This window comes from Pseudomonas sp. TE3644 (genome assembly GCF_056278815.1).
In genome coordinates, this window is record NZ_JBWBQF010000001.1 from 4,556,056 (window position 1) to 4,572,871 (window position 16,816).

General features: G+C 64.2%; 12 protein-coding genes. 2 read left to right on the forward strand and 10 right to left on the reverse strand.

Going from position 1 to position 16,816, the window contains the following annotated elements:
• Positions 1 to 30: 30 nt before the first annotated feature.
• The 5 genes from ACZ9GA_RS20000 to ACZ9GA_RS20020 form a co-directional block, all read right to left on the reverse strand.
• Complete coding sequence (locus ACZ9GA_RS20000; protein WP_457361079.1) at positions 31 to 303, reverse strand: DUF5629 family protein; 273 nt, start codon at positions 301 to 303, stop codon at positions 31 to 33.
• A 73-nt stretch (positions 304 to 376) separates the two neighbouring features.
• Entirely contained in the window at positions 377 to 1,705 is a 1,329-nt protein-coding gene (locus ACZ9GA_RS20005) for an MFS transporter (protein ID WP_457361078.1), read from the reverse strand.
• Between the two features lie 143 nt (positions 1,706 to 1,848).
• Positions 1,849 to 3,423, reverse strand: a complete 1,575-nt coding sequence (locus ACZ9GA_RS20010) for an aldehyde dehydrogenase (NADP(+)) (protein ID WP_457361077.1) — start codon at positions 3,421 to 3,423, stop codon at positions 1,849 to 1,851.
• A gap of 9 nt (positions 3,424 to 3,432) precedes the next feature.
• On the reverse strand, positions 3,433 to 4,425 hold the full coding sequence (gene araD1 / locus ACZ9GA_RS20015; protein ID WP_457361076.1) for an AraD1 family protein: 993 nt from the start codon (positions 4,423 to 4,425) through the stop codon (positions 3,433 to 3,435).
• Between the two features lie 20 nt (positions 4,426 to 4,445).
• On the reverse strand, positions 4,446 to 5,777 hold the full coding sequence (locus ACZ9GA_RS20020) for an MFS transporter (RefSeq protein ID WP_457361075.1): 1,332 nt from the start codon (positions 5,775 to 5,777) through the stop codon (positions 4,446 to 4,448).
• Between the two features lie 187 nt (positions 5,778 to 5,964).
• Here ACZ9GA_RS20020 and ACZ9GA_RS20025 point away from each other — a divergent pair, with 187 nt between their 5' ends.
• On the forward strand, positions 5,965 to 7,704 hold the full coding sequence (locus tag ACZ9GA_RS20025) for an IlvD/Edd family dehydratase (RefSeq protein WP_457361074.1): 1,740 nt from the start codon (positions 5,965 to 5,967) through the stop codon (positions 7,702 to 7,704).
• A gap of 158 nt (positions 7,705 to 7,862) precedes the next feature.
• A complete protein-coding gene (locus ACZ9GA_RS20030) occupies positions 7,863 to 8,585 on the forward strand; it encodes a FadR/GntR family transcriptional regulator (RefSeq protein WP_027977502.1) in 723 nt (240 codons plus the stop codon).
• Positions 8,586 to 8,766: 181 nt separating this feature from the next.
• Here the strand turns inward: ACZ9GA_RS20030 and ACZ9GA_RS20035 are convergent, their stop codons facing one another.
• The 5 genes from ACZ9GA_RS20035 to ACZ9GA_RS20055 form a co-directional block, all read right to left on the reverse strand.
• Positions 8,767 to 11,142, reverse strand: coding sequence for an efflux RND transporter permease subunit (locus ACZ9GA_RS20035; protein WP_457361073.1), 2,376 nt, complete (start codon positions 11,140 to 11,142; stop codon positions 8,767 to 8,769).
• 20 nt (positions 11,143 to 11,162) lie between these two features.
• The gene (locus tag ACZ9GA_RS20040; protein ID WP_457361072.1) at positions 11,163 to 12,233 is read right to left on the reverse strand and encodes a WD40/YVTN/BNR-like repeat-containing protein; all 1,071 of its coding nucleotides are present in this window, start codon (positions 12,231 to 12,233) and stop codon (positions 11,163 to 11,165) included.
• 291 nt (positions 12,234 to 12,524) lie between these two features.
• Positions 12,525 to 13,892, reverse strand: a complete 1,368-nt coding sequence (locus ACZ9GA_RS20045) for a DUF1329 domain-containing protein (RefSeq protein ID WP_457361071.1) — start codon at positions 13,890 to 13,892, stop codon at positions 12,525 to 12,527.
• Between the two features lie 9 nt (positions 13,893 to 13,901).
• Positions 13,902 to 15,911, reverse strand: coding sequence for a DUF1302 domain-containing protein (locus ACZ9GA_RS20050; RefSeq protein WP_476226642.1), 2,010 nt, complete (start codon positions 15,909 to 15,911; stop codon positions 13,902 to 13,904).
• 495 nt (positions 15,912 to 16,406) lie between these two features.
• On the reverse strand, positions 16,407 to 16,814 hold the full coding sequence (locus tag ACZ9GA_RS20055) for a hypothetical protein (protein ID WP_457361070.1): 408 nt from the start codon (positions 16,812 to 16,814) through the stop codon (positions 16,407 to 16,409).
• Positions 16,815 to 16,816: the final 2 nt, after the last annotated feature.

Genomic DNA, 16,816 nt, shown 5'->3' on the forward strand with positions numbered 1-16,816 from the left:
TCATGTTCAGAAGTTGGCGGGCAGGAAGGATTATTCCTGCTCGTCATCCTCGTCAGTTGCGGAGAAACCACTGAGGCAGACTAGTTGATAGCTGCCAGTGTCGTTGCTGATTCCCCAGGACTGTTGCGCATCGTCGAAGCTCGCCGCCGCCAGTTGCTCGGCGCTGAAGCGCCAGCGCTTGAGCTCGCGGCCATCCATGCATTCGATACGCAGTTCGCCCGCGTCCAGGACAAAATCAAAGGCATGCAGATCATTGATCAGCAGCATGCCGCTTGTTTCTAGTTGTTCTATAAGGCCGGTCATGACCATCTTTCACGAAATGTTGGATAGGCGCCTATGATATGCCAAATCGGCCAAGTTGAAACCGGTTTCCGCTTCAAACTGTCGCACCCTGGCGTGCGTAATAACGCCGCGGTATGGCCCACAGGATCAAGGCCGCGGCCAGCAGGCTGATGACGCTCAGCACATACAGCGCGGGGGTGGCGACGCCGGTGAGGTCCTTGATGCGGCCGATCATGTAGGGGGCGATCACGCCACCCAGCTGCCCCAATGAGTTGATCAGCGCAATCCCGGCGGCGGCCGCCATGCCGCTGAGGAAGCGTGGCGGGATGGTCCAGAAGATCGGCATCCAGGCGATCAGGCCGGCCATGATCAGGCACAGGCCCAGCATCAGCGGCAGCAATTGCCCTGCAAACACGGCGCACACCAGGTAACCGACCGCGCACAGCAGCGCGCAGCTCGCCATGTGCCAGCGCCGCTCGCCGTGCCGGTCAGAGCTGATACCCATCAGCAGGTTGAACGCCGCCGCGCCGATGTAGGGCACCGTGGTCAGCAGGCCAATGTGCAGGCTGTCGGCCACCCCGGCGCTGCGGATCAACTGCGGCATCCAGAACAGCAGGCCGGTCAGGGCCATCACCAGGCACAAGTAGATGGCTGACATGACGTAAGTGGTGGGGTGTTTCCACAACCCGCCCATGGACTGGGATGCCGGGCTGGACGGCTCTTGCGCCATGCGCTCGAGCATCAGCTGTTTCTCACGGGTGCTGAGCCACTTGGCCCCCTCGATGCGGTCGCTGACAAACCACAGCACCACAAAGCCGAGGATCACCGACGGCACGGCCTCCAGCAGGAACAGCCACTGCCAGCCTGCCAACCCGTGGGCACCGTCCAACGTACCCAGGATCAAACCGGCCAGTGGCCCGCCGACCACGCCGCACAGGCAGATCGAGCTTTTGAAATAACCGTTCACCCGCGCCCGCCGTCCGGCCGGGTACCACTGGGTGAAGAAGTACAGCACGCCGGGCACAAAGCCGGCCTCCATCACCCCGATCAGAAAGCGCAGGGTGTAGAACCAGAACTCGCTCTGCACCAGCATCATGCAGGCCGAGGTGATGCCCCAGGTGATCATGATCCGCGCAATCCACACGCGCGCGCCGATCCTGTGCAGCAGCATGTTGCTGGGCACTTCGAACAGGAAATAGCCGACGAAAAACAGGCTGGCGCCCAAGCCGTAGACGGTGTCACTGAAGCCCAGGTCGCCCTGCATCTCCAGCTTGGCGAAGCTGATGTTGACGCGGTCCAGGTAGGCGAACAGGAAGCACAGAATGAACAGCGGCACGATGCGCCAGTTGACCTTGCGGTACAGCGCGTCTTCCGAAAGTTCGCCGGTGGCGGTGGTGCCCAGTGCAGCGGATTGCGTGGCCATTTCACACCTCTTTTATTGTTGTGGTGTTACCCGCGCGCCCCGTAGCCGCTGCCGCCAGGCTGCGCTGGCCCCCTGCCCCACTGGAGATCTTCAGGGTTCACACGGGCCAGCGCAGCCTGGCGGCAGCGGCTACGGGGCATGCATCAGAGCGCGGCGCGGCTTGGCTGGCCATCCACCAGGCGGGTAATGCCCAGCGGGTTGGCGTCGCGCAGCGCCTCAGGCAGCAACTCGTCCGGGTAGTTCTGGAAACACACCGGCCGCAGAAAGCGGTCGATGGCCAGGGTGCCCACCGAAGTGCCACGCGAATCCGACGTCGCCGGGTAAGGCCCGCCGTGCACCATGGCTTCGCAGACCTCGACGCCGGTGGGATAGCCATTGAGCAGAATCCGCCCCACCTTCTGCTCCAGCAGCGCGGTCAATTCGACGTGATGCCGCAAGTCCGCCGGCTCGCCGATCAACGTCGCGGTCAGCTGGCCATGAAGCGCCGCTACCGCTGCCTGCAGTTGGTACTGATCCTCGACTTCGACCACGATGGTCGTCGGCCCGAACACCTCTTCCTGCAACACCTCATCCCCGTTCAACAGCAGTTGCACATCCGCCTGGAACAGCTGCGGCTGCGCCTGTGCACCCTGCTGTGTGCTGCCGGCCAAATGACGAATGCCGGCATGCCCCTTCAGCCCCTCCAACCCCTTGGCATAACTGCGCAAGGTGCCGGCATTGAGCATGGTCTGCGCCGGTTGGGCGCCCAAGGCCGCCGCCAGTTGCTGGATGAACACGCTGAAACCGGGCGAACGCAAGCCAATCACCAACCCCGGATTGGTGCAGAACTGCCCGCAGCCCTGCACCACCGATGCAGTCAATTCACGGGCGATGGTTTCGCCACGCAATTCCAGCGCCTGGGGCAGCACGATCACCGGGTTGATGCTGGACATCTCGGCAAACACCGGAATCGGTTGCGCCCGCGCCGCCGCCATGTCGCATAGCGCCCGGCCGCCCTTGAGCGAGCCGGTAAAGCCCACGGCCTGGATGGCCGGGTGCTTGACCAGCGCCTCCCCTACCCCGGCGCCGTAGATCATGTTGAACACCCCGGCCGGCATCTCGGTGCGCTCGGCGGCGCGAATAATCGCGTCGGCCACGCGTTCGGCGGTGGCCATGTGGCCGCTGTGGGCCTTGAATACCACCGGGCAGCCAGCCGCCAGCGCGGCAGCCGTATCGCCGCCGGCGGTAGAGAACGCCAGCGGAAAGTTACTGGCGCCGAACACCGCCACCGGGCCGACGCCGATGCGGTACTGGCGCAAGTCGGGGCGCGGCAGCGGCGCACGATCAGGCAGCGCACGGTCGATGCGCGCGCCGTAGAAATCGCCCCGGCGCAGCACCTTGGCGAACAGACGCATCTGCCCGCTGGTGCGACCGCGCTCACCTTGGATACGGGCGGCGGGCAACGCGGTTTCCTGGGTCACCAGGGCAACGAAATCATCACCCAACGCATCCAGTTCATCAGCAATGGCATCAAGAAACTGCGCCCGGCGCTCGCTGCTCAAGCGTCGATAAGCAGGGTACGCCGCCTGGGCCGCCGTGGCCGCCGCGCTCACTTCCGCCTCGGTCGCCTGATGGAAATCGAACGGCAGTTCGGCGCCCGTGCTGGCGTCGACGCTCTTGACGATGACGGTGCCCTTGGCACTGCGCCGACCACCGATGTAGTTATGTCCACGAATCATGGGGCCTCCTCACAGTTTGCCGATGCTGCCGGGCGCAAACACCGCTTCAGCGCTGCCGACGTGATTGCTCAGCGGCGCGCCGAATTCATCCAGGCTGATCTCGAAACGGTCGCCCACCTGGGTGCTGATGCCATCGGCAAAAGACAAGGTGGCGGTGCCGAAGAAATGAATGTGCACATCACCCGGGCGCAGGAACTGCGCGTACTTGAAGTGGTGGTATTCCAGGTTTTCGAAGCTGTGGCACATGTTGGCTTCGCCGCTGAGAAATTCCTTCTCCCACAGCACCTCACCGTTGCGCCAGATACGGCTGGTGCCGGCCAGGTGCGCAGGCAGCTCACCTACCCGCAGTTCCGGCCCGTAGGAGCAATTGCGCAGTTTGGAATGGGCCAGGTACAGGTAGTTCTTGCGCTCCATCACATGGTCGGAGAACTCGTTGCCCAGGGCGAAACCCAGGCGATAGGGCTTGCCGTCGTGACCGATGACATACAGGCCGCCCAGCTCGGGCTCCTCACCGGCGTCTTCGGCAAACGGCGGCACCGGAAACTCGCCACCGGGCGCCACGACGATACCGCCGTCGCCCTTGTAGAACCATTCGGGCTGCACCCCGGCCTGGCCGGCTGCGGGCTTGCCGCCCTCCAGGCCCCACTTGAAGATTTTCATGCTGTCGGTGACGGCCGCTTCGTCGCCCACCTGCTGGTGCATCTTGTCGCGGGTGGCGGCGCTGCCCAGGTGGGTCAGGCCGGTGCCGGTGATCAGCATGTGCGCCGGGTCCGGGTGGTCCAGCGGCGGCAGGATGCGCGCCTCGCTCAGCAGTTGCTGGTAATCATGATGCTGCCCCAAGCCCAGGTCATCGACATGGCGGGCCAGGCCGATGCCCGCCTCGATGGCGGCCAGCGCCAGCTCGCGCACGCTGTGGGCGCCGCGCACTTCGTGCACGCGGTCGCTGTCCACCAGGCCGACACGGCGCTGGCCATCGTTCAACTTAAATTGCACTAGACGCATGGTGATGCTCCCTTGTGTATTCAGGTTCGCGCGCTGGGCTGCGCGCTGCGGGCACTGGCGGCGAACTGCTCGGCCGGCAGCGCATGGCGGCGCTCCAGCAGGCGATAGACCACGCCAGTCAAGACCAGGCCGAACAGCATCACGGCCGTGAGGAAATACAGGCCGCTGGCCAGGTTGCCGGTGTACTCCTTGAGCGCACCGATGACGAAGGGGCCGATGTAGCCGCCCAGGTTGCCCACCGAGTTGATCAGGGCGATCCCGGCCGCCGCACTGGCGCCAGCGAAGAAGCGGCCCGGCAGGGTCCAGAACACCGCCGTGCACGAGAATAGCGAGAACGCCACCAGGCTCAGCGCCGCCAGTTGCAGCACCGGCACCGTCAGCCAGGCGCTGAAGAACAGCCCGGCGGCGCCCAGCACGTAGAGCACGGCCAGGTGGCCATAGCGGTCATTGAAACGGTCGGAACTGCGCGGCACGATCAGCAGGCCGACGATGCCGAACACATAAGGCACCGACGACACGAAGCCGGTCACCAGGTCGCTGCCGCCGAACTGCTTGATCAACGTCGGCAGCCACAGGCCCAGGCCGTAAATGCTCAGGGTCACCGGCAGGTAGAACAGCGCCAGCAACAGCACGCGGAAATCCTTCAGCGCGTGCAGCGGGTTGCCATGGCGGGTCTGGCCGTAGGTGTCGAGGTCCTTTTTCAGCTCGCTGGTCAGCCAGCCCTTCTCTACCTCGGTCATCCATTTCACCTGCGCCGGGCCATCCGGCAGCCAGCGCAGCACCGGCCAGGTCAGCAGAATGGCCGGCGTGCCGATGGCGATGAACAGCCACTGCCAACCGTGCAGGCCCAACACCCCGTCCATGCCCAGCAGGCCGCCGGACACGGGGCCGGTGATCATCATGGCGATGGGTTGGGAGAGGATGAACAGGCCGAGGATCTTGCCGCGGTGGCGCACCGGGAACCACTGGGTGATGTAGTACAGCACGCCGGGGAAGAAGCCCGCCTCCGCCGCGCCCAGCAGAAAGCGCATCACGTAGAAGCTGTTGGGCCCCTGCACGAAGGCCATGCCGATGGTGATGGCGCCCCAGGTGATCATGATGCGCGCAAACCAGCGCCGCGCGCCGAAGCGGGTCAGCAGCAGGTTGCTGGGGATTTCCAGCAGGAAGTAGCCAATGAAAAACAGCCCGGCGCCCATGCCGTAGGCCGCATCGCCGATGCCCACGTCAGTGCCCATGTGCAGTTTGGCGAAGCCCACTGCAGAGCGGTCCACGTAAGCCACCAGGTACAGCAGGATCAGGAAGGGAATCAGCTTGAGGGTAATACGCCGGATCAGGCGCAGCTCTTCGCCCATGGCAACGGTCTCCAATTGTTCTTGTTATGGATGGGGATCGTGCAGGCGCTTTCAGCGGCCAGCCGTCCTCCGTTGCGAATGACTATATAGTATTACTATTTAACCGACAACGACTTCACAAGCCGGTTTTTTAGGCCTATTTTATCCAAAAGCGCCGCCATTAAGTCTTACAATAAGAGAAGCCCACATGTCTGATAAGAAACCTACCCTGCGTTCGGCCCAGTGGTTCGGCACCGCCGACAAGAACGGCTTCATGTACCGCAGCTGGATGAAGAACCAGGGCATCGCCGACCATCAGTTCCATGGCAAGCCGATTATCGGCATCTGCAACACCTGGTCCGAGCTGACCCCGTGCAACGCGCACTTCCGCACCATCGCCGAGCACGTCAAGCGTGGCGTGCTGGAGGCGGGCGGCTTCCCGGTGGAGTTCCCGGTGTTCTCCAACGGCGAGTCCAACCTGCGCCCCACCGCCATGCTCACCCGCAACCTGGCCAGCATGGACGTGGAAGAAGCCATCCGCGGCAACCCCATCGACGGCGTGGTGCTGCTGACCGGCTGTGACAAGACCACCCCCGCCCTGTTGATGGGCGCGGCCAGCTGCGACGTGCCGGCCATCGTCGTCACCGGCGGGCCGATGCTCAACGGCAAGCACAAGGGCCGCGACATCGGCGCCGGCACCATCGTCTGGCAGATGCACGAATCGCTGAAGGCCGGGCAGATCAGCCTGGATGAATTCCTTTCCGCCGAAGCCGGCATGTCGCGCTCGGCCGGTACCTGCAACACCATGGGCACGGCCTCGACCATGGCCTGCATGGCCGAAGCCCTGGGCACCTCGCTGCCGCACAACGCCGCCATCCCGGCGGTGGATTCGCGCCGCTATGTGCTGGCGCACATGTCGGGCATGCGCGCCGTGGAGATGGTCAAGGAAGACCTGCGCCTGTCGAAGATCCTCACCCGCGAAGCCTTCGAAAACGCCATCCGCGTCAACGCGGCCATCGGCGGCTCTACCAACGCGGTCATTCACCTGAAGGCCATCGCCGGCCGCATCGGCGTGGACCTGGAGCTGGACGACTGGACCCGCATCGGCCGCGGTACCCCTACCCTGGTCGACCTGCAGCCTTCGGGCCGCTTCCTGATGGAAGAGTTCTACTACGCCGGCGGCCTGCCCGCCGTGCTGCGTCGCCTGGGCGAAAACAACCTGATCCCCAACCCCGAGGCCCTGACCGTCAACGGCAAGAGCCTATGGGACAACGTGCGCAACTCGCCCATCTACGGCGACGACGAAGTGATCCGCGCCATCGACAACCCGCTGGTGGCCGACGGCGGCATCTGCGTGCTGCGCGGCAACCTGGCGCCATTGGGCGCGGTACTCAAGCCCTCGGCCGCAACGCCAGCACTGATGAAACACCGCGGCCGCGCCGTGGTGTTCGAGAACTTCGACCAATACAAGGCGCGCATCAACGACCCGGAACTGGACGTGGACGCCGACTCCATCCTGGTGATGAAAAACTGCGGCCCCAAGGGTTACCCGGGCATGGCCGAAGTCGGCAACATGGGCCTGCCGGCGAAATTGCTGGCCCAGGGCGTGACCGACATGGTGCGCATTTCCGACGCCCGCATGAGCGGCACCGCCTACGGCACCGTGGTGTTGCACGTGGCGCCCGAAGCGGCCGCGGGTGGCCCGTTGGCGGCGGTGAAGGAAGGTGACTACATCGAGCTGGACTGCAGCACCGGGCGCTTGCACCTGGACATCAGCGATGCGGAGTTGGCGGCGCGTTTGGCTGACTGGCAAGCGCCGGTGCACAACCTGCTGGCCGGTGGGTATCGGCAGCTGTATGTGGACCATGTGATGCAGGCAGACCAGGGCTGCGACTTCGACTTCCTGGTCGGCTGCCGCGGGGCGGAGGTGCCAAGGCACTCGCACTAAGCCCTTGTAGCCGCTGCCGCCAGGCTGCGCTGGCCCTTGTGCACACTGGAGATCTTCAGTGTGGTTGGGGGCCAGCGCAGCCTGGCGGCAGCGGCTACGGCCGATCTCGCACAATGCTATGATCGCCCTACCCATCGCTCAGGACCCACCCGCCCCCCATGGATTACCGCAAACCCTCCGACCGCAAGAGCATGCACGCGCGCATCGTCCAGGACATCGGCATGCAGATCGTTTCCGGGCGGCTGAAACCCGATGACAAGCTGCCTGCCGAGGCATTGTTGTGCGAGGAATATGCGGTCAGCCGGCCAGTGCTGCGTGAAGCCACACGGGTGCTGGTGGCCAAGGGGCTGGTGTACTCCAAGCCGCGGGTGGGTACCGTAGTGAAGGCCCGGCGCGAGTGGCATTTGCTTGACCCGGATGTGTTGCATTGGCTGATGCAGAGCAGCCCGCAGAACGAGTTCTTCGCGGTGCTGACCAGTGTGCGGGCGATCATCGAACCGGCGGCGGCGGCCCTCGCGGCGCAGCATGCGACACCGGAAGAGGTGGCCTCGATTGCCGAGGCTTACCAGCGCATGGAGGCGGCGCCGACGCCTGAGGCGTTGCTGCAGCCGGACCTGGATTTCCATAGCCGTATTGCCGAGGCTACCCACAATGATTTGCTGGCGCACTTATGCAACATGCTGGCATTGGCGTTGCGCGAGGCGTTGAAGCATTCCAACCAGCGGCCCAATCTGCATGAATTGGCGATGCCGCGGCACAAGGCGATTTTGACGGCCATCGAGAACCGCGATGCGCTGGCGGCGCGGCAGGCGACGTTGGTGCAGTTGGATGATGCGCGCAACGCGCTGGGGATGGTGTTGGGGTCGGAGTTGGCGTTGTAACTCGCCTTGGAGCCGCTATTGCCTTGAGAACGCGTCGTCTGCATCGCGACTAAAGTCGGCTCCTACGCCGACCGTGGTAGGAGCCGGCCTTGGCCGCGATGCAGGCGGCGCGGTGTATCAGGCACACCGCGTCGTGCTTTTCCCGAGCTTCGCCCGGTCCCACAGGGGAGGTCGGCGGGGGTTAGTGGGCGAACAACGAGCCGCCCTGCTTGCCGGCCATTTTCTCCGGTTTGATCAGGAACCGCGCCAGCGCCGGCAGCAGCCACAGCGCGCCGAACATGTTCCACAGCAGCATGAAGGTCAGCATCAGACCCATGTCGGCCTGGAACTTGATGGCCGAGAAGATCCAGGTGCACACACCAATCGCCAGGCACAGGCCGGTGAACAACACGGCCTTGCCAGTGGATTTCAGCGTCTGGTAATAGGCTTCCTGCACCGGCAGCCCCGCGCGCAGGAAGCTTTCCAGGCGGCTGTAGATGTAGATGCCGTAGTCCACGCCAATCCCCACCCCCAACGCCACCACCGGCAAGGTCGCCACCTTCACGCCAATGCCCATGAACGCCATCAGCGCGTTGCCCAGCACCGAGGTCAGCACCAGCGGCAGCACGATGCACAACGTTGCGGCGAATGAGCGGAAGGTGATCAAACACATCACCGCCACGCAGATGTACACCAGGATCAGGATGGTCAGTTCAGCCTGTTTGATCACCTCGTTGGTGGCCGCTTCGATACCGGCGTTACCGGCCGCCAGCTGGAACTGCAGGCCATCCTTGTCATGGGTGGCCGCAAACTGCTTGATCACCGTCACCGCCCGATCCAGCGTTTCCGCCTTGTGGTCGTTGAGGAACACCAGCACCGGCGCCAGCGAGCAGTTGCCGTTGAACAGGCCATCGGCCCGCGCCACCGAGCTGTTCAGCACTTCGGGGTTGCGCGACAGGCTTTCCCATTTCAGGTTGCCTTCGTTCATGCCCTTGATCACCTGCTTGCTGACGGTGACCAGCGAGATGGTCGACTGCACCCCGGCGGTGTTGTCCAACTGCCACATCAAATCGTCGATGGGCTGCATGGTTTCATAGCGCGAGCAGCCTTCGGCGGCCGTCTGCACCATCACCACCAGCACGTCTGAGCTGGTGGCGTAATGGTCGATGATGAACTGGTTGTCGCGGTTGTAACGCGAGTCGGGGCGTAGCTCCGGCGCGCCTTGGTCGAGGTCGCCGATCTTCAGGTTGTGGCCGTACCACAGGCCTCCGCCCAAGGCGATCAGCGCCAGTACCACCGACACGCGCGCCACCTTGGGGTTGGCAAAGTTCGACAGCGCGCGCCAGAACGGATGCTCGCGCACCGCGTCCTTCTTGCTGCGCTCGATGGCGCGTTTGCTGATGCCCACGTAGGAAATCGCGACCGGCAGCAGGATCAGGTTGGTGAAGACGATCACCGCCACGCCGATTGAGGCACCAATGGCCAGCTCGCGGATCACGCCGATGTCGATGATCAGCAGGGTAATGAAGCCCACCGCGTCGGCCAGAATCGCGATCATGCCCGGCAGGAACAGCTGGCGAAAGGTTCGCCGCGCCGCGGTCAGGGCATTGTCGGCATCACTGGACTGCAGGGCGATGCCGTTGATTTTCTGCACGCCGTGGGAGATGCCGATGGCGAAGATCAAAAACGGCACCAGCATCGAGTAGGGGTCCAGGCCGAAACCGAACGCATGCATCAGGCCCAACTGCCACACCACCGCCACCAGTGTGGTGCTGAGCACGGCAATGGTGCTACGGATGCAATTGGTGAAGAAATACAGCAGCACCAAGGTAATCACGAAGGCGATGCCGAAGAACATCACCACCATGATCAGCCCGTCGATCAGGTCGCCAACCTTCTTGGCGAAGCCGACGATGTGCACTTTGACGTTGGGGTTCTGGGCCTGGAACTTGTCGCGGATCTTTTCTTCCAGGCTGTGGGAAAACTGCTGATAGTCGAGCTTGAGCAGGCGGCCTTGGTCAGCCGGGTCAGGGTAGGATTCCAGCAACGGGATCTCGACGATGCTCGACTTGAAATCGTTGGCCACCAACCGGCCCACCTGGCCGGACTTGAGGATGTTGCTGCGCAAAAGCTCAAGGCTGTCAGCCGAGCCGTTGTAGCTCTGCGGGATCACCTCGCCGCCGGCAAAGCCCTCTTCGGTCACCTCGGTCCAGCGAACGCTGGGGCTCCACAGCGACTTCATGCCCGAGCGGTCGACACCGGGGATGTAGAAGGCCTCGTCGTTGATCTGCCGCAGGGTCTCCATGTAGTCCTTGTTGAAGATGTCGCCGTTCACCGCCTCCACCGAGATGCGCACGGTATTGCCCAGGTTGGCCAGGTCGTTGCGGTGTTCGATCATGCGCTCGATAAACGGATGCTTGAGCGGGATCATCTTTTCAAAGCTGGTGGACGGGCGGATCTGCGTGGCCTGCCAGAACAGAAACACGCTGACCAGCACGCAGAGGAAGATCACCGCGGGGCGGTTGTTGAAGATCAGGCGTTCGAGGAACGTGGCCTTGTCCTGATGGTGACTGCTCATGGAAATCGGCTCCCGGATGGTCATTGTTGGCCCACCTGCTGGCCGAGGTCGGCACCGGTGGCGGCGGTCATGCGCACGCCGCCTTGGCCGGCGATAATCAGGGTGCCGTTGGCACCGGCGGTCACGGCCGAGAGCGAGAGGCGATCGGGGCGGTTGAACAGGCTGAAGGTCTTGCCGTCGTCATTGCTGCGCAGCACGGTGCCGCTGTTGCCCACCAATACCAGGCTGCCGTCGTCCAGGCGGGTAGCGCCAGACAGGGCGAATTCCAGCGGGCCGCGTGGGCCTTGCAGCGGCACCTGGGCCCAGGTGTCGCCAAAGTCGGTGGAGCGGAACAGGTTGCCGCGCAGGCCGTAGATCAGCAGGGTTTGCGGCTCGCCCGTGGGCAGCAGGCCGAACAGCGAGCCCTCGTAGGGGCCCTGGATTTTCTCCCAGCTTTGGCCATCGTCGCGGGAGCGGAACAGGCTGCCCTGCTCGCCGACGATGAACAGGCCGGCATCCTTCACCGCCGCAATGGCGTTGAAGTGGAATTGCTCGGGGTTGTCGATGCGGTCGCTGACGTCCTTCCAGTGCTGGCCGCCGTCGGTGGTGGTGAGCAGTGCACCGTAGGCGCCCACGGCGAAGCCGGTGCTGGCGTCCTTGAACCACAGGTCCAGCAGTGGCGCCTGGCGCTTCAAGTCTTCGAACTGCTTGTTCCAGGTAGCGCCGGCATCGCTGCTGACCAGAATCTGCGCGTCGTGGCCGACGGCCCAGCCATGCTGCGCGTCGACAAAGAACACGGCGGTGAGCAACTGGCGGCTGGGTACCTTGGCCTGGGTCCAGCTTTTGCCATGGTCATCGGACAATAGAATGTGGCCGCGATCCCCGACTGCCACCAGCCGCGGGCCGGCAGCCACCACGTCCAGTATCAGGCCGCGTACCGCCTTGGCCGACTCGATGGACCATACCTGGGCATCGGGTACGGGGTCGGCAGCCCCGACAGGGCCCGACGTGCCAACCAGAGCAATGCCCAGCGCCAGTGACAGCGCCATCCAGGGGCGCGCTGCGCCCTTCCCTGCGGCGGGCTTCATGCCACGCCTGACCGGCTCGCTCATAGAGCACTCCCCTTATTGTTATTGGACCAGCCTGGATTGGGGCCTGGGGCGCTGTGGCTGCGTGAAACCTGCAGGCCAGAGCTCCCCGAAAGCTGCCCTATCCTAGCCAGCCTTGAATCGGACTGACAACGCGTGCGACGCGATCTTTGCCGCGCCAGCCTGGCCGCACCACGCCCCCTGAACCCTAGCAGAAGGCCGCGCACCTGCAGGCCAGAGCCCTGCGCGCCCCACCGCCAGGCCACGCGGGCCGCCGCCCGGTGGCAAGGCTGAATATGCGGCCATCATCCGCCGTTATCGGGTGCCCAGGCGGCGCAACGCCGCCGGGCCGAACTCCGAGGCCGACGGGATCGGCCGGCTGAAGTCCACGGTGCTGGCCTCTTCGCTGTCCAGGCCCTGGACGCTGTAGCGCCGCGCCTGCAGGTCGTGGAATACGTCCAGCGCCGACCAGGTGGTGGGCAGCTCGTAGAAGTTCTTCAGGTAGCCCATCGACACGCGCCACAGCTCGCCCCGGCCATCGTACTGGTCCACCACGGCGGCCTGCCAGCTGTCTTCGTCCAGGTACAGCCGACGCTTGGCGTACAGGTGCCGCTGGCCTTTCTTGAGGGTGCCCTCCACCACCCACACGCGATGCAGTTCATAGCGCAGCAGGTCCGGGTTGAGGTGGCCCGGCTTGAGCAGGTCGGCGTATTTCACCGAGGGCTGGCCCAGGCGGTAGTTGTTGTAGGGGATGTAGAGTTCCTGCTTGCCCACCAGTTGCCAGTCATAGCGGTCGGGCGAGCCGTTGAACAGGTCGGTGTCGTCGGCGGTGCGCAGGCCGTCGGCGGTGCCGATGGGGGTGTCGTAGGCCAGGGTGGGCGCACGCCGCACCCGCCGTTGGCCGGCGTTGTAGGCCCAGGCCTGGCGCGGTTCGCGCACCTGGTCCAGGGTTTCGTGCACCAGCACCACGCCACCGGCCAGGCGCGCCGGGCTGCGGATCTGGTTCATGTAGTAGAACAGGATGTTGTCGGCCGAGTCGGCGGCGGGTTGCGGATCGTAGAAGCGGAACAGGCCCTGCTGGCGCGAGACGATGGGCACGTAGCTGCCGTTGCGCTGCACCGCCACTTCGGCGGCGCGACGCTCTACGTAGATGCCCCGGTAACGGGCGATGTGGTTCCACAAGGCTTCGACACCACTGCTGGGGATAGGGAACGGAATGCCACCCTGGGCACCGCTGAAACCATTGCCATCGGGCGACAGCACGGCATTGGCGGCGTTGTGCCGGGTGTTGTCATACAGCCACTGGGGCGCCGCGCCGCTGCGCCGGGTGGTGTAGACCGGCATGCGGAAGCTTTCCGGGTACGCCTCGAACAGGGCCACCTGGCCGGGCGACAGGTGCTGGCGATAACGTGCAAGGTTGGCGGCGGTGATGGTGAACAGCGGCTTGTCGGCCGGGTACGGGTCGATGTGATGGTGGCCCGAACCTGCATAACCGGCAGGCGGTGTCAGCAGCCCGCCGGTCCAGGCCGGGATAGTGCCGGCGGCGTTGCCGGCCTGCTGGGCGCCCAGCGGCGTCAGGGTGGTGCCCAGTTGGGTGCCGCCGGCGGGGTCGGCGGCTTGCACCGGGGTCATGAACAGGGACAGCAGCACGAAGGCGCCAGACAGCTTCAGAGGATTGAGCATGCGTCTTCCTTAAAACGAGTATTTGACGTTGAAACCCAGGTTGTCGCGGTCGCGGGTGGCGTTGTTGCGGCCACCGCCATAGAACTCGGTGTATTGCAGTTCGCCGTCCAGGCGGTTCTGGTAGCTGGCCTTGAGGCCCACCGAGTACGCCTTGCGGCCCTCGATGAAGTTGCCGCTTTGGTGCGAGTTGCCCTTGAAGTCATCCTTGTAGGTGACGAATGGCGAGACGTTGACGCCGCCCACCAGGTTGTTCCAGGTGCCGATCAGCATCAGGGTGGCGCCGTAGGCGTCCGCGGTAATCTGGCTGTCGCGGCCAAAACCGTTGGCGTAACCGGCGTTGGCGCGGCTGGCGTAGTAGCGGCGGGTGCCATCGAAGGCGGTGTATTGCAGGCTGCTGCCACGCAGGTGCTCGGAGGCGACCTCGGCAATCGCATTCAGGCCGTCGAAGCCCAGGCGCGGGCCGAAGTTGTAGAGCGTGCCGAGCGATGCGTTGAACATGCGCACGCGTTCGCTGCTGCTGATCTCGTCACCACGACGCACCATTTGCCCGCCGATATTCACCATCTGCCCCGCCGCCAACTGCGGGGCCTGTGCAAGCAAGTCGCCCAGCAAATCACTGGGCGTGGCCATGCCGATGGGCATGTTGGGCCGGAAGGCCAGTTCGCCGAACAGTGCAGCTTCACCCAGCCGGGTGTTGAAGCTCATGCCGAACATGCGGACGTCTTCCGCGTACTCACGGCGGCCGCGCACTTGATTGGACACGTCCAGGGCCGCAACGCCGGCGACGGCCTGTTTCAGGGTCTGGTTGTAGGCTTGGGCGACCTGGCCGGTCGGGTCTGCTGCCAGGATCGCTTGCAGTTGCTCACGGCTGATCTGCATTTGCGCAGCCATCTGCTGCTGGATCGCTGGCGTCGCGCCTGCGGTGATCTGCGCGATATCCAGGCCCTTGTAAGCACCCAGGTCGGCATGAATGGTCGGCTCCTTGCTGTGGTAATTGACGAAGTAGAAACCGAACTCGGTATTGTTCAATTGCTCGGCGGTGTAGCGGAACGCCACGCCGAACTGGCCGTCATCACGGGCATTGATGTCGGGCCCGATCTTGGCCGCTTTGAGGTTGCCGAAGCGGTCGATGCTGCCGCCACCCTGCAGCCCCCCCACGCCCAGGGCGCTGAGCCCCTGGTACAGCGGGCTGACCGCCCTCAACGCCGGTACCGGCGCGTAGGCCGTGTGGCCGCCCTTGGCGAACAGGTCGGTGTCGGCGAAATAGGTGCCCACCGGGTCGATGGCGGTTTCCTTCCAGTTGAACTGGTAGAAGGTTTCCATCGACAGGTTGTCGCTGAGGCCGACACTGAAGTTGATGGCCTCGACCGGCATCAGCACTTCCTTGAGTTCGGCACCGGGCAGGCGGAACTTGGAGGCGTCCAGCGGGTTGGTGGCGTTCACACCGCCGCGGTAGAACACCCCCTCGCCCCAGTTGAACACCTGCCGGCCCAGGCGCCCGGCCACCGGCAGGCCGCCCACTTCCCAGTCACCACGCACATAGGCGTCGAGGATTTGCACGTCGCTACCGGCTGCGTCACGGGTAGCACGGCTGAAGCGGCCGTCGTTGGGAAAGTTCTGGCCCGGCTGGGAGGGGTGGTTATTGCGGTTGTAATCGGTATGCCCGTCCATGATGCGACTGTCATAGAAGCCCGACGCCCGCAGAAACAATCCGTAATTCTTATACGAGGCTTCCAGTTCGCTGGTGAACTTGTAGACCGACGAAACCAACCCCGTATCGAAGTTACGGTTGCCGTCGTTGGCGTTGATATCGTCGTTGTTTTTATCCCGGCCTTGTACCCGCCACAGTTGGCCATATGACAAGGTGGTATCAAATGAACCATTGAGTTCATCTTCCAGAAAGCTGAACTCAACCGCTTCGGCGGGCAAACAGGCCAGCATCGGCAGCAGGCCGGCCAAGGTATAGCCGGCACGGGCCGGCGCCAGGCACACGGGTGCCCTTGATGAAGTAGTACGCATATGAATGATCTCCCTGAAGTCTTATTGTTTTCCAGCGCCCAGCCGTAATCTGTAGGAAGTTTCCTAAGATTGAAAAAAGAAGGGGTTGGTAGTGACCGGCAGATGTAGGTCAGGGGTCAGAGTGCCAAGTCTGGCGGGAGAGAGAAAGGGAATATCGAGGCGGGGCGAATTTTCCGAAAAGCCCTACTTCGAGGGGTAACTTTTCTTACAAATTCTTGGTTTGATTGGCGATTAAACGAGCTGTAGCCGCTGCCGCCAGGCTGCGCTGGCCGGTGTGGGCCCTGGAGATGTTGAGCGAGGCAGAGGGCCAGCGCAGCCTGGCGGCAGCGGCTACGGGGTGTACGCCTTGGGGGGGATGGTGGCCGTGAGATCGAGCGCCGCCCGCGCGGCGCTTCCCGGGCAGAGCCCGGTCCCACATTTGTTGCAACGTACCATGGCCTGATGGATCGAGGTTTTAGCCTTGGAGGCTCGACGATGCATCGAGGGGTGGCTGAATTACTGCGCGTGCAACCGCCCCAACCCCGGCGGCACGCCGCCGGTGTCGGTCGACTGCCATGGGCCGTTGAGGCTGGTGGACCAGGTCCAGCTGCCGCCGTCCCAGCGGTAATAAGTGCGCTGGCGGTAGTAGGTGTTTGCCTGGCCGTCGAGCACGTACACGCCCAGTTTCGGCTCCCAATGGCTGGCACCGCCCGGTGGCGGCGCGAAGCTGGCCGAGGTGCGCGGTGCAGGCTTGGTCGAAGGCTTGCTCGGGGTCACCGGCAACGTGGTATTGGGCGAGCTCGGCGAGGTCTGCGGCAACGACGGAATGGTTGGCGCAGTGGTGCGAGGCTGCGGGTGCTGAACCGCGCAGGCACTCAGGCCCAGCGCCAGGGTTAACAAGGAAACACGAGCAATGGCGTGCATGA